The organism is Nonomuraea sp. NPDC050733 (assembly GCF_040654215.1).
Classification (GTDB): Bacteria; Actinomycetota; Actinomycetes; order Streptosporangiales; family Streptosporangiaceae; genus Nonomuraea.
The window spans coordinates 16475-30446 of the sequence record NZ_JBFAHO010000001.1; the positions used below are offsets into that span (position 1 = coordinate 16475).

The 13972-nt window shown below is 73.9% G+C and carries 11 protein-coding genes; all 11 read left to right on the plus strand.

The window, feature by feature from the left end; all coding sequences use genetic code 11:
- The first annotated feature begins 28 nt into the window (after positions 1 to 28).
- Positions 29 to 1255 (plus strand): cytochrome P450, encoded by a 1227-nt coding sequence (locus AB0H64_RS00060; RefSeq protein ID WP_357617957.1) that lies wholly within the window; start codon positions 29 to 31, stop codon positions 1253 to 1255.
- 7 nt (positions 1256 to 1262) lie between these two features.
- Positions 1263 to 1460 (plus strand): (4Fe-4S)-binding protein, encoded by a 198-nt coding sequence (locus tag AB0H64_RS00065; protein WP_357617960.1) that lies wholly within the window; start codon positions 1263 to 1265, stop codon positions 1458 to 1460.
- A gap of 800 nt (positions 1461 to 2260) precedes the next feature.
- A complete protein-coding gene (locus AB0H64_RS00070; RefSeq protein WP_357617962.1) occupies positions 2261 to 3382 on the plus strand; it encodes a hypothetical protein in 1122 nt (373 codons plus the stop codon).
- 8 nt (positions 3383 to 3390) lie between these two features.
- On the plus strand, positions 3391 to 4146 hold the full coding sequence (locus AB0H64_RS00075) for a TetR/AcrR family transcriptional regulator (protein ID WP_357617965.1): 756 nt from the start codon (positions 3391 to 3393) through the stop codon (positions 4144 to 4146).
- A 68-nt stretch (positions 4147 to 4214) separates the two neighbouring features.
- Positions 4215 to 5162, plus strand: a complete 948-nt coding sequence (locus tag AB0H64_RS00080) for a D-2-hydroxyacid dehydrogenase family protein (protein ID WP_357617968.1) — start codon at positions 4215 to 4217, stop codon at positions 5160 to 5162.
- A 150-nt stretch (positions 5163 to 5312) separates the two neighbouring features.
- Positions 5313 to 8297 (plus strand): aminotransferase class III-fold pyridoxal phosphate-dependent enzyme, encoded by a 2985-nt coding sequence (locus tag AB0H64_RS00085; RefSeq protein WP_357617971.1) that lies wholly within the window; start codon positions 5313 to 5315, stop codon positions 8295 to 8297.
- Between the two features lie 114 nt (positions 8298 to 8411).
- Positions 8412 to 10091 carry an ABC transporter substrate-binding protein gene (locus AB0H64_RS00090; RefSeq protein ID WP_357617974.1) on the plus strand — a complete coding sequence of 560 codons (1680 nt, stop codon included), beginning with the start codon at positions 8412 to 8414 and terminating at the stop codon, positions 10089 to 10091.
- A gap of 3 nt (positions 10092 to 10094) precedes the next feature.
- Positions 10095 to 11039, plus strand: coding sequence for an ABC transporter permease (locus AB0H64_RS00095; protein WP_357617977.1), 945 nt, complete (start codon positions 10095 to 10097; stop codon positions 11037 to 11039).
- Positions 11036 to 11974 carry an ABC transporter permease gene (locus AB0H64_RS00100; RefSeq protein ID WP_357617980.1) on the plus strand — a complete coding sequence of 313 codons (939 nt, stop codon included), beginning with the start codon at positions 11036 to 11038 and terminating at the stop codon, positions 11972 to 11974. Before AB0H64_RS00095 ends, AB0H64_RS00100 begins: the two co-directional genes overlap by 4 nt.
- Positions 11971 to 13059: an ABC transporter ATP-binding protein gene (locus tag AB0H64_RS00105; RefSeq protein ID WP_357617983.1), complete on the plus strand. Its 1089-nt coding sequence runs from the start codon at positions 11971 to 11973 to the stop codon at positions 13057 to 13059. The genes AB0H64_RS00100 and AB0H64_RS00105 overlap by 4 nt, the downstream gene beginning before the upstream one ends.
- Complete coding sequence (locus tag AB0H64_RS00110) at positions 13052 to 13966, plus strand: ATP-binding cassette domain-containing protein (protein ID WP_357617986.1); 915 nt, start codon at positions 13052 to 13054, stop codon at positions 13964 to 13966. Before AB0H64_RS00105 ends, AB0H64_RS00110 begins: the two co-directional genes overlap by 8 nt.
- Positions 13967 to 13972: the final 6 nt, after the last annotated feature.

Genomic DNA, 13972 nt, shown 5'->3' on the forward strand with positions numbered 1-13972 from the left:
GCCAGATCCTTTTACCGGGAGGTCATTCATGACGAGGAGCATCCCCGACGAACTCGCCGGCCTGGAACTACCGGTCGAGCGTGACTGCCCGTTCGCCCCACCCGCCGCCTACGAACGGCTACGCGAGCAGGCGCCAATCAACAAGATCCGCCTGACCAGCGGCGGCGAGGCGTGGTGGGTCTCCGGCCATGAGGAGGCCCGGGCCGTCCTCGCCGACCGCCGCTTCTCCTCCGACCGGCGCAAGGACGGCTTCCCGCTCTTCAACCTCGATGCGGCGACCCTGCGGCAGATCCGCAGCCAGCCGCCATTGATGATCGGCATGGACGGCGCGGAACACTCCGCGGCCCGCCGTCCGGTGATCGGCGAGTTCACCGTGAAGCGGCTGGCCACGCTGCGCCCGCGCATCCAGGACATCGTCGACCACTTCATCGACGACATGCTCGCCACCGACCAGCGCCCGGTCGACCTGGTGCAGGCGCTGTCCCTGCCGGTGCCCTCCCTGGTGATCTGCGAACTGCTCGGCGTCCCCTACACCGACCACGACTACTTCCAGAGCCGCACCACCGTGGCGGCATGCCGGACCTCCTCCCCGCAGGAGCGCCGGCGAGCCTTCGCCGAACTGCGCGCCTACATCGACGACCTGCTCACCCGCAAGGAGTCCGAACCCGGCGACGACCTGTTCAGTCGGCAGATCGCCCGGCAACGCCAGGAGGGCACCCTCGACCACGCGGGCCTGGTGAGCCTGGCCTTCCTGCTGCTGACCGCCGGACACGAGACCACCGCGAACATGATCTCGCTCGGCGTGATCGGGCTGCTCACCCACCCGCAGCAACTGACCCTGATCAAGGCCGACCCGGGCAGGACGCCCCTGGCCGTGGAGGAACTGCTGCGCTACTTCACCATCACCGACACGGTCGTCGCCCGGGTGGCCACCGAAGACGTGCAGATCGGCGGGGTGAGCATCAAGGCCGGCGACGGCGTCATCGTCTCGAGCCTGTCAGCCGACTGGGACCCGGCGGCGTTCGAGAATCCGGCCGAACTGGACGTCGAACGCGGGGCCCGCCACCACCTCGCCTTCGGCTTCGGCCCGCACCAGTGCCTCGGCCAGAACCTGGCCCGGATGGAACTGCAGATCGTCTTCGACACCCTGTTCCGCCGCATCCCCACCCTGCGCCTCGCCGCCCCGGCCGAGGATCTGCCGTTCAAGACCGACGCCGTCATCTACGGTGTCCACGAACTCCCGGTCACCTGGTGAGCAGGACATGATGCGCATCAAAGCGGCCACCGGCCTCTGCATCGGCTCGGGCCAGTGCGTCCTGACCGAACCGGCCGTCTTCGACCAGGACGACGACGGCATCGTGGCCCTGCTGACCGATCACCCCGACGACCAGAGCGCCGCACAGGCGCGCCACGCCGTCACCCTGTGCCCGTCCCGAGCCCTGTCCATCCTGCAGGAGTAAACACAACCCGGGTGGACGACGCGTCCACGCCAGTAGAGGGCGACGGTAGGTCAGACCTTGCCTCCAGGGGGCGCCGGCCGGGCTGATGGAGCGCGCCGCGGCCCGGCCACGCGGGCGGCGCGAACACGGACGAGGAGCTCACGGCCTTCCAGGCGGCGGCGATGGAGGCCATGGTCCACTCGGGGAGCCCGCGCGCCGACGACCTGGACGACCCTCGGCGGCGCGGGCAGTGGCCAGTCACCGGCCAACAACCCCGGCGGAGTCCGGTGGAACACCGGGTTCGCCTATCCCGACCCGGTACGCGGTGATCGGCGACTGCGCGTACTCGACCACGTGCTCGTCGACCGGCCGGCGAGCTACGGGAGCTGGGCGTCCAGCCCCGCCTCGACCTGCCCGGGATGGGGGCAAAAGGCACTGTCGCCGGGCGGGCGCGCCCCGTACAACCTGCACCTGCTGGCTGACCTCCGTCGGCGCCCCAGGACCCCGGGAGACCTTGAGGGTCACAGCGATTTTCACTGTCGATATCCGGGCCGCCGCGACCCCGCCCGCCGCTCCGCCCACCGTCATGACGGTCAGCTCCGTCGAGGTGGTGAAGGTGCGCAAGGGGCTGGCGCCCGTCAAGCTTGACGACACAGAGGTCCAGCGGCTGTCGATCAAAGAGTGAGGTCGCGGGAGGCCGGACGCCGCGGTCCGGCCTCGTCCGCACTGCGGCGTCCGGCATCCCGCCCAGCTCCCGCGGCACCTGCCCAGCCGGCCGGGCACGTTGCTTATTTGTACAAACGATCGATAGAATAAGCCGCATGGCGGAGCTTACGGGGACGTCGACCGGCCGGGTGCGGACCGTGCTGGGGGACCTCACCCCTGACACGCTCGGGCACATCCAGCCGCACGAGCACGTCCTGTGCGACATGTCGGCGATCATCCAGCCCTGGGGCCTGCGCCCGGTGGCCGGGGACGACACCCCACGCGGGGCGGACGGCCGCGTCGCCGCGGAGTTCCCCGCGTCGGTGCGCGCCCGGATCGACGAGCCGGTGCGTCCCGACACCTACGACTGGATCCGGCGCACCGTGCTCAACCTCGACAACCTGCGGCTGCTCTCCGAGCGTGACGCCACCGAGGAGTTGTGCCTCTACCGGGTCGCGGGCGGCGGCACGGTGGTCGACTCCTCCCCCGTCGGCCTGGGCCGCGACCCGCTCGGGCTGGCGCGCGTGTCCCGTGCGAGCGGCGTCCACATCGTGATGGGCAGCGGCTACTACTGCCGCGACTACCACCCGCCCGGCCTGGCGGACGCGCCGATGGAGGCCGTACGTGACGAGATCACGCGCGACGTGCAGGAGGGCGTGGGCGACACGGGCGTCCGCGCCGGGCTCATCGGCGAGATCGGCCTGAGCTGGCCGGTGCACCCCGTGGAGCAGAAGGTGCTGCGCGCCGCCTGTCTCGCGCAGGCGGCGACCGGCGCGCCGTTGCAGATCCATCCCGGCCGCCATCCCGACGCGCCGGGCCTGGCCATGCGCGCGGTCGCCGAGGCGGGCGGCGACCCGGAGCGGGTGGTGATGTCCCACCTGGACCGGACGCTGTGGCGGGAGGAGGATCTGCTGGCACTGGCGCGTACGGGCTGCTACCTGGAGCTCGACCTGTTCGGCCAGGAGTCCAGCTACTACGCCTTCAACCCCGACGCGCGCCGGCCCAACGACCGCACCCGCGTCGAATGGCTCCAGATGCTGGCCGAGGCGGGCCACCTCGACCGGCTGCTGATCTCCCAGGACATCTGCCAGAAGGTCTATCTGCGCCGCTACGGCGGCCCCGGCTACACGCACATCCTCGACAGCGTCGTCCCGCTCATGCGGCGCATGGGCATGTCCGAGACGGAGATCACGACGCTGACCGTCGTGAACCCCGCGGCCGTCCTCACTGTGGAATAGTCGGCGCCATGGCCACCACCAACCAGACGGGCGGCAGCCAGCGCGCCAAGGGCGGCAGGATGAAGGCGACGTCCACCAGGCGGGCCCAGTCCGCGCGCACGGAGCTGCGGCTGCTGCGCACCGCGTGCTGGCTGTTCTCCGAGCGCGGCTTCCACGGCACCGGGATCCGCGACATCTCGGAGGCCGCCGGGGTCGCCGTCTCGGCGATGTACTACTACGCCTCCTCCAAGGACGAGCTGCTGGAGGCGGTCACCCGCCGGGTCATGGACGCGCTCACCGCCGCGAGCGCGCAGACCGTCGCCGACATCGACGACCCGGCCGAGCGCCTGGCCGCGCTGATGGCCGTGCACGCCGCCTTCCACGCCCGCAACCCGCGCGCCGCCAAGGTCGCCGACCACGAGTTCCAGGCGCTGACCGGGCAGGCGCGGCGCGACGTCCAGCGGATGCGCGACGCCTACGAGGAGGTGTGGGCCGGCACGCTGCGCGCCGGGGTCCAGGCCGGCGTCTTCAAGGATCGCGGCACCGTGGCGCGGCTGGCGATGCTGCAGATGGCGACGGGGATCGCGCAGTGGTACCGGCCCAACGGCGAGCTGGGCATCGCGCAGCTGTGCGAGCGGTTCGCCGACATGGGGCTCGCGCTCATGGGCGCCCACCGTGACGGGGCGCCGCTGGAGGTGCGCGACCTGCGTGTTCCCGACCCGGACGCGCTGCTGGAGCGCGTCGAGCTGTCGATCGAGCCGCGCCGGAAGCCCACCGGTCTCTGACCTCCGGCGCCCCACGCGTACCGGCCCCCTCAAGGCCGCCCGGGAGCTGCCCGGTAACGTCCACGGACATGACGCGTTGCCTGATTCTCGACGACTACCAGGGTGTCGCCCTCGACATGGCCGACTGGTCGGCCGTGGAAGCGCGGAGCCTGCGCGAGCACATCACCGGCCACGACGACCTGGTCCGGGCCGGCGAGGACTGCGAGATCGTGATGATCATGCGGGAGCGGACGCCGTTCCCCGCCTCGCTGTTCGCCCGGCTGCCCAAGCTGCGCCTTCTGATCACCTCGGGCATGCGCAACGCGGCCATCGACCTGGCCGCCGCCTCCGCCCACGGCGTCACGGTGTGCGGCACGGCCAGCAGCCCCACCCCGCCCGCCGAGCTCACCTGGGCCCTTATCCTCGGCCTGGCGCGCCGGCTGGTCCCGGAGGCGACGTCGCTGCGCGAGAACGGCCCCTGGCAGCAGAGCGTCGGGCTGGACCTGCACGGGAGCACCCTCGGGCTGCTCGGACTGGGCAAGATCGGCCGCCAGGTCGCCCGGGTGGGGCAGGCGTTCGGCATGAACGTGGTCGCGTGGAGCCAGAACCTCACCGCCGAGCGGACCGACCCTCTCGGCGTGCGGCTCGCGCCCTCCAAGGACGCGCTGATGGCCGAGTCCGACATCGTCTCGGTCCACCTGGTGCTCGGCGAACGCACGCTCGGCCTGGTGGGCCGGCACGAGCTGGGCCTGATGCGCCCGACGGCCTACCTGGTCAACACCTCGCGCGCGGCCATCGTCGACCAGGACGCCCTGGTCGCGGCCCTGCGGGCCGGCTCGATCGCCGGCGCCGGGCTGGACGTCTTCGACACCGAGCCGCTGCCGGGCGACCACCCGCTGCGCACCCTGCCCAACGTGCTCGCCACGCCGCACCTCGGCTACGTCACGGCGGGGAACTACCGGACGTACTACCGCGAGGCGGTCGAGGACATCCACGCCTTCCTCGCCGGTGACCCGATCCGCCTGCTCAACCCCTGAGTTCGCCTCCCTTCCGCCGGCCGGAGCGGGCCGTCCTCGCCTGAGCCCACCGCGCGAGGGGGGGTTGACAGGTCGAGCTTATTTGAGCGATCGTTCGATCACAATGGCAGTCTGTCCGGCGATGAAACCGGACGATGAGCGGAGACCCACGTGACGCGTACGGCATCCGGCCCCGGCGACGGCCAGCGGGCCGCCCCCTCCGCCCGCCTGTCCGGCGAGCTGTCCCTCGCCGCCGGCGTGGCGCGGGAGCACTTCGCGCTGGAGGGCCGGCTGGAGCCGCTTCCGGGCGAGAAGGACCGCAACTTCCGCCTGACCGCGCCGGACGGCGACCGGTACGTCCTCAAGATCCACGCACCGGGCACGGACCCGGTGGAGCTCGACCTGCAGGACGCCGCGCTGCTGCACCTCGCCGCGGCACCCGGCGGCCCCCCGGCCCCCCGGCCGGTGGCGTCGCCAGACGGGCGGCACACCGTGCCGGCGCCCTGGCCGGACGGCACGCGCGCCGCCCGGGTGCTCACCTGGATGGACGGCCGCCCCTGGGCGCAGATCCAGCCGACGGAGGGGCGCCTGCGTGGCCTCGGCCGGCTGGTCGCCGCCGTGGACCTGGCGCTGCGCGGCTTCACCCACCCCGGCATGCGGCGCGAGCTGCTGTGGAGCCTGACCAGCGCGCCGCAGGTGGCGGAGCTGGCACCGCTGGTGGCCGGGGAGCTCCGGCCGCTGGTGGCCGAGGTGTTCGGCCGCTACCGCGAGCATGTCGCGCCGCGCCTGGCCGGGCTGCCGCACCAGGTGATCCACAACGACGCCAACGAGCTGAACATCCTCGTGGACGACGAGGGCGAGGCGGCCGGGCTCATCGACTTCGGCGACGTGGTGTGGAACCCGCGCGTCTGCGGCCTGGCCGTCGCCGCGGCGTACGCGGCGCAGGGGCACGCCGACCCGCTGCGGGCGGTGCTGCCGCTGGTGGCCGGCTACGACGAGGTGACGCCGCTGCTGCCGGAGGAGCTGGAGGTGCTGTTCGACCTGATGCGCACCCGGCTGGCGATCAGCCTGTGCCTGTCGGCCCACCACCACGCCCAGGACCCGGACAACGCCTACCTGCTCGTCAGCAGGCACGGTGTCACCCAGGCGCTGCGCCGCCTGGCGGGGACGGACCCGGACCTGGCCCGGTTCCGGCTGCGCGACGCCGTCGGCTTCGCGCCGGACCCGCGGGCCCGCGTGGTGCGCCGGCACTTCGACGCGGACGAGGCGAGGCCGCTGCCTCTGCTGGACGAGGGCGTCGCGGGAGACCTCCTGCACGGCTACGGCGAGCCTCTCGCCGAGGAGCCGCGGGACGCCCTCGCCGCCCCGGACGGCACTGCGGATGGCGCTGCGGAGCCGGCGGTGCGGCTGGGGTGTGACGTGGCCGCCGCCGAAGGGGCCGCCGTGCGGTGCCCGCTGCCCGCGGTCGTCCATGAGGTACGGGCCGGAGCGCCGGGCGACCGTGACGGGCACGGGACCGGGGCCGTCGTCGTGCTGGAGCACCGCACCGGTGACGGCGAGCCGTTCTGGACGCTCTACCGGCACCTCGCCCCGGCGTCCGTGGCTCACCTGAGGCCGGGCGGGCGGCTCGCGGCGGGCGCCGTGCTCGGCGCCGTGGCCGCCGGCCCCTCGGGCGGCCCGGCGAGGCTCGGCGTGCAACTGGTCACCCACCTCGCCGGGCTGGGGGCGGCCTTCCCCGAGACCGCCCCGGCCGAGGAGGCCGACCTGTGGACCGGCGTCAGCCTCCATCCCGGCGCGCTGCTCCGTGGCGCCGGAGCCGGTGGTGGGGACGCGGACCTCAGGACCGGAACGCCGCGGCGGCCGGCGGCCTCCGTCGCCGCCCGCAGGCGCGTGAACTTCAGCCGCGCCCTCGGCCTGTCCTACCGTGAGCCCCTGCACATCGTCCGCGGCGAGGGCACTCACCTCTACGACGCCTCCGGCCGGCGCTGGCTGGACCTGGTCAACAACGTCTGCCACGTCGGCCACTGCCACCCCCGCGTGGTCGCCGCCGGTCACCGCCAGGCGGCGACGCTGAACACGAACACCCGTTACCTGCACGAGTCGGTCGTCGAGTACGCGCGCCGCCTGGTCGAGCTGCTGCCCGACCCGCTGCGGGTGTGCTTCTTCGTCAACTCCGGCTCCGAGGCCAACGACCTGGCGCTGCGGCTGGCCGCCGCCCACACCGGCGCCGAGGACGTGCTGGTCCTGGACCACGCCTACCATGGTCATCTCAGCTCGCAGATCGCGCTCAGCCCGTACAAGTTCGACAGACGGGGCGGGCGTGGCCGGCCGGACACGACGCACGTGTGCGAGCTGCCCGACCCCTACCGGGGGCGGCTGCGGGAGGGCCGCGACCGCGACCTGGCGCACGGGTACGCCGCGTCGGTGGCGGAGCGGCTGGCGGGGCTGCGCGCGGCGGGGCGGCGGCCCTCGGCGTTCTTCGCCGAGTCGCTGCAGAGCTGCGGCGGCCAGATCGTCTACCCGGACGGCTACCTGCGTGCCGCGTTCGAGCTGGTGCGCGAGGCCGGCGGGGTGTGCGTGGCCGACGAGGTGCAGGTGGGCCTGGGGCGGGTGGGCCGGCACTTCTGGGGGTTCGAGACGCAGGGCGTGGTCCCCGACATCGTCACGCTCGGCAAGCCCCTGGGGAACGGCCATCCGCTCGCCGCCGTGGTGACGACGCCGGAGATCGCGCGCTCGTTCGAGACCGGGATGGAGTACTTCAACACCTTCGGCGGCAACCCGGTGTCGGCCGAGGTGGGGCTCGCGGTGCTCGACGTCATCCGCGACGAGCGGCTGCAGGCGCGGGCGCGCCGGCGCGGCGAGCGGCTGCTGCACGGCCTGCGCGCGCTCCAGGAGCGCCATCCGCTGGTCGGCGACGTCCGCGGCGAGGGCCTGTTCCTCGGCGTGGAGCTGAGCCTGGAGGACCGCCGGCCGGCTACGGCGCAGGCGGCGGCCGTCAAGGAGGCGGTGAAGGCGCGCGGCGTCCTCATCTCCACGGACGGCCCCCACGACAACGTCCTGAAGATCAAGCCTCCGCTCGTGCTGGGCGAGGCGGACTGCGACCTGTTCCTGGACGTCCTCGACGACGCCCTGGACGAGGTCGAGACGACCCTCTGAGAAACATCCCTGTTACCCGACGTGCCTTGACGTGGGCACCTATTTGAGCGATCGTTCGATTACATAACCGGCTGGGACGGCAGCGCCCCCGAGCACCATGGGCGGTTTGAAGACATGCAAGGCGTGCAGAACACGGCCACCGGAAGGGCCACCAGGAAGGTCCTCGCGGTCACGGCGGCGGCACTGGCGATGACCACGGCCGGTTGCTACCGGGACACCGGGACCGCCCCCGAGAGCGCGGCCCCGGGCGGCGCGCGGCAGCGGGAGCTGGTCACCACGACCAGGCCCGGCGCCGGGAAGGTGGGCCGGATCACCTGGGCCCTGTACCGGGGCACCACCTCGATCGACCCGATCACCGCGGGCGACTATCCCGAGATCACCGTGACGAGCCTCATGTGCGAGTCGCTGTTCCGCCAGGGGCCGGACGGATCGGTGGGGCCGGGCCTGGCCACGGCGCTGGAGTATCCGGACCCGCGCACCGCGGTGTTGAAGCTCCGCGAGAGCGTGCGGTTCTGGGACGGCTCGCCGATGACCGCGGAGGACGTCGCGTTCAGCATCGAGCGCAACCGCGACCCCAAGGGCGGCGGCTACTGGGCGCCCGTGCTGAGCCGCGTGGCCTCGGTGAAGGCCACCGGCCCGTCGGAGGTCACGCTGAAGCTCAAGGAGCCGGACCACTGGCTGCGCGACGTCCTGTCGTACATGCCGGGCATGGTGGTCTCCAAGGCGTACGTCACCGCCAAGGGCAAGGACTACGGCACGGCCAAGGGCGGCGCCATGTGCACCGGCTCGTTCAAGCTGGGCGAGTGGCGCAGCGGCGACGTGCTGTCGGTCGTGCGCAACGACGCGTACTGGAACCGGGCGGTCGTCCCCCTGGCCGGCCGGATCGACTTCAAGGGCGTCCCGGACGAGGCCACGCTGACGGCGGCGCTGCTCACCGGGGAGGTGGACGGCGCCTACCTGGAGCTGCCGCTGTCGACGATGGACCAGGTCCGGGCGAGCGACGCGGTCAAGGTCCACCAGGGGCCGTCATACCTGATCGACGCGCTCATCGTGGCCGACATGGGCAGGGGCCCGCTGGCCGACGCGCGGGTCCGCCGCGCCCTGTCGCTGGCGATCGACCGCGAGGCGTACGTCGCCACCCTGTACAAGGGCACCGCCCAGCCGGCCCGCGCGCTGGGCACGCCCGGCACGTGGGGGTACGAGCGGGGCACGTTCGAGGCCGCCTGGAACGCCCTGCCCGGCACGGACCCGGACCTGGAGACCGCACGCCGCCTCGTCCAGGAGGCCGGCGCGGCGGGGAGCACCGTGACGTTCGGCATGAGCAACGAGCTGAACAAGCTCGTCACCGAGGCCAACCTGTTCAAGACGGCCGCCGAGCGCATCGGCCTCAAGCCGCGGCTGAAGGCGGTCTCCGCCGACGCCTACGGCAGCTTCTTCCTGGACCCGAAGGCCCGCGCCGACGTGGACGGCTTCTTCACCACGAACTACCCCAACTGGGCCGACCCCGGAGCCCTCTACGCCTCGTTCTCCCTGCCCGGCGGGCCGCAGGACTACGGCCGCTACCGCAGCACCGAGGTGGCGGACCTGCTCGAACGGGCGCGCGGCGCGGCCGACCCGAAGGAGCGGGCCGAGCTGACCGTGCGGGCCCAGCGGGCCGTGACCGGCGACCTGCCGTGGATCCCCGTCGTCGCGCCCGACACGGTCCTCGTCCTCAACTCCCGGCTCACCGGGGCGACGGTGTCCTCGCAGCACCTGTTCGCCCCGTGGGCGGACCGGCTCGGGGCGGTGAGCTGACGCATGGCCTCCTACCTGGTCCGGCGGGCGGTCATGCTGGCGGCGACGCTGCTCGTGTCGAGCCTCGTGGTCTTCGCGGGCCTGTCGGCCGCCCCGGGCGACCCGCTGGCCACCCTCTCCGGCGGCCGGTCCCTGCCGCCGGAGACCGTCGCGGTGCTCGTCCAGCGCTACCACCTCGACGAGCCGTTCCTCGTGCGGTACGCCTCCTGGCTGGGCGGCGCGGTGCGCGGCGACCTCGGCGTCTCGATCGCGCTGCGGCAGGACGTGTCGGACCTCATCGCCTCCCGCGCCTCCACCACGCTCGCCCTGATCCTGTACGCGGCGCTCATCGTCGTGGTCGCGGGCGTGGCGGCCGGACTGCTGGCGGCGCTGCGGCCCGGAGCCGTGGACGCGCTCGTGGTGGTGGCCACGGCGGTGCTGGTGGCGGTGCCGCCGTTCGTCGCCGCGATGGCGCTCATCGGGGTCTTCGCGGTCGGCCTGCGCTGGCTGCCCGCGCTCGGCGACGGCGCCGGCCTGTGGGACGGGATCCGCCACCTCACGCTTCCGGCGCTCGCGCTGGCCGCGGCGGCCACGGCGGCCGTGGCCCGCGTCACCCGCACCTCGGTACGCGAGGAGCTGGGCCGCGAGCACGTGCAGACGGCCGTCGCCCGCGGCATCCCGTACGCGGCGGTCGTGCGCCGCCACGCGCTGCGCAACGCGGCCGTGCCGATCGGCACGCTGGCCGGCATGACCGTGGCGTCCATGATCGCGCTGGCGGCCGTGGTGGAGCGGGCCTTCGGGCTCAGCGGCCTGGGTGCCGCGCTGGTCAACGCCGCGCTGTCGAAGGACTTCGCGGTCGTGCAGGGCATCTCGCTGGTGCTCGTCACCGCGTTCGTGCTGGTCAACACCCTGGTCGACGTGGGGGCCGCCCTGCTCGACCCCCGGATCACGCTGGGAGGCCGGTCATGACCGGGATCACGGTGGCGCGGCGCGCGGGTGCGCGGGCCACGACGGTCCGCGGCGGCGGGCTCGGCCCGCTCGGCACCGTGGCTGCGGGCGTCGTCGTCGTGGCGGTCGTCCTGGCCGTGCTCGGGCCGGCGCTGTCGCCGGCCGACCCGAACGCCAGCGACTTCGCCAGCGCCTACGCCCCGCCCGGCCCCGGTCACCCGCTCGGGTTCGACGGGCAGGGCCGTGACCTGCTGGCCCGGCTGCTGGAAGGCGCCAGGACCTCGCTGCTCGGCCCGCTGCTCGTCGTCGCGCTGAGCATGACGGCCGGGACGGCGCTCGCGATCGCGGCGGCCTGGGCGGGCGGCTGGCTGGACTCGGCGGTGTCGGCGGTGCTGGAGGTGGTCTTCGCCTTCCCCGGGGTGCTGCTGGCGATGCTGGTGGCCGCCGTCTTCGGCCCGGGGCTCGGGGCGGCGGTGGTGGCGCTGGCCGTGGCCTACGTGCCGTACATCGCCCGGCTGCTGCGCGGGGCGGCGCTCGCCGAGCGCGGCAAGCCGTACGTGCGGGCGCTGGAGGTGCAGGGGGCGGGCGCGCTCGCGATCTGCCTGCGCCACCTGGTGCCCAACCTCATGCCGCTGATCGCCGCCCAGGCCACCCTGTTCTTCGGGTACGCGATGGTGGACCTGGCCATCGTGTCCTTCTTCGGCCTCGGGATCCAGCCGCCCGGCGCGGACTGGGGCGTCATGGTGGCGAGCGGGCGGTCGGGGGTGCTTCAGGGCTATCCGGCCGAGGCGCTGCTGGCGGGCGGCTGCGTGGTGGTGCTGGTCGTGGCGTTCAACGTGCTGGGCGAGCGACTGCCCGGCGCGGGGGGCGGCACGGGGGGCGGCACGGCGGGCGCCGCCGGTCGCCCGTGGCCCCGGATCGGGCGCGGGCTCGGGCGGCGGGGAGGCGAGGCGTGAAGACCTCACCTGACGTCGTCCCGGGCGACGACGACCGCCTGCTCGACATCGACGGCCTGACGGTGCTGCTGCCGGTGGAGGGCGAGCCGAGGCCCGTGCTCAGCGACGTGTCGCTGTCGATCGCCCCGGGTGAGGCGGTCGGCCTGGTCGGCGAGTCCGGATCGGGCAAGTCCATGACGGCCCGCGCGATCGTCCGGCTGCTGCCTCCCGGGGCGCGTGTCGAGGGCGCGATCCGCTACCAGGGGGCGGACGTGGGCTCGCTGCGCGGCGCGGCGCTGCGCGCGCTGCGCACGAGCGTGGCCATAGTCTTCCAGGACCCGCGGGCGCACGTCAACCCGGTGCGCACCGTGGGCGACTTCCTGACCGAGGGGCTCCGGACGCACGGCCGCCTCTCGCGGCGGGCGGCCGAGGAGCGCGCGGTCCGCGTGCTGGACGAGGTCGGGATCGCGGCGGCCGGACGGCGGCTGCGGCAGTACCCGCACGAGCTGTCGGGCGGGCTGCTGCAACGCGTGATGATCGCCGCCGCGCTGCTCGCCGAGCCGCGGCTGCTGCTGGCCGACGAGCCGACGACCGCGCTCGACGTCACCACGCAGGCCGAGGTGATGGCCGTCCTCGACGAGCTGCGCCGCGAGCGGGGACTGTCCCTGCTGTTCATCACCCACGACCTGGAGCTGGCCGCCGCCGTCTGCGACCGCACCGCGGTGATGTACGCGGGACGCGTCATGGAGGTACGCGCGTCGGCGCTGCTCCACGACGACCCGCTGCACCCGTACACGGCGGCGCTGGCCGCGGCCCGGCCCTCCCTCACCCGGCGCGCCGCGCGGCTGTCCGCCACGCCGGGCCGGCCCCTGTCGGCGTTCGAGGCGCCGCCCGGCTGCGCGTTCGGCCCGCGCTGCGCGCACGCCCGCGACGCCTGCCACGAGGGGCGCCCGGAGCTGCGGCCGCTGGCGGGCGGCCAGGTGGCCTGTGTCCGCGCCGACGAGCTGCGCGGGCCGCCGCACGCCCGCGGCGAGGAACGCGAGGAAGGCGAGGAGCAGGACAAGCACGGGAAGAAGCACGAGGAGCAGGCGGTGTCCCATGACTGACCGGACCCCCACCAACGCCGCTCCTGTTCTGGAGGTCGAGGGGCTGCGCAAGACGTTCGGCGACGTCGTGGCCGTGGACGGCGTCGGCTTCACCCTCAGCGCGGGCGGCGCGCTGGCGGTCGTCGGGGAGTCGGGGTCGGGCAAGACCACGGTCGCCCGCATGATCGTCGGCCTCGAACGGCCGGCCGCCGGCCGGATCGCCGCCTGCGGGCGCGACCGCTCCCGGCCGGCCCGCTCGGCGCGGGAGCGGCGGAGGCGCGGCGGCGAGGTGCAGATCGTCTTCCAGGACCCCTACTCCAGCCTCGACCCCCGCCAGAGCCCCGCCGCTGCCGTGGAGGAGGTGCTGCGCCTGCACACCTCCCTCGACGCCGACGGGCGGCGCGCGCGGGTGGCGGAGCTGGCCGGGCTGGTCGGCCTCGACGAGCGGCAGATGGCGGCGGCGCCGTCCCGGCTGTCCGGCGGGCAGCGGCAGCGGGTGGCCGTCGCCCGCGCGCTCGCGGCCGAGCCGCGGGTCGTCATCCTCGACGAGTCCGTCGCCGCGCTCGACGTGTCCATCCAGGCGCAGGTGCTGAACGTGCTGGCGGACGTACGGGAGCGCACCGGCGTGGCGTACCTGTTCATCAGCCACGACCTGGCCGTGGTCCGGCAGGTCACCGACGACGTGGTGGTGATGCGGCACGGCGCGATCGTCGAGCGCGGCCCCACCGCGCGGGTGCTCGACGAGCCCGCGCACCCGTACACGCGGCTGCTGCGCGAGAGCGTCCCGCGCCCCGGCTGGCGGCCCGCCCGCCGCCGCTCCGAAGCGCACGACCACGGAACACAGCACCACCCCGGAACACAGCACCAGGAAACACAGCAGTCCCTTGAAACACAGCAGCGCCCGAGACGCAGCACAGTCCCGAAGTGAAGGAGT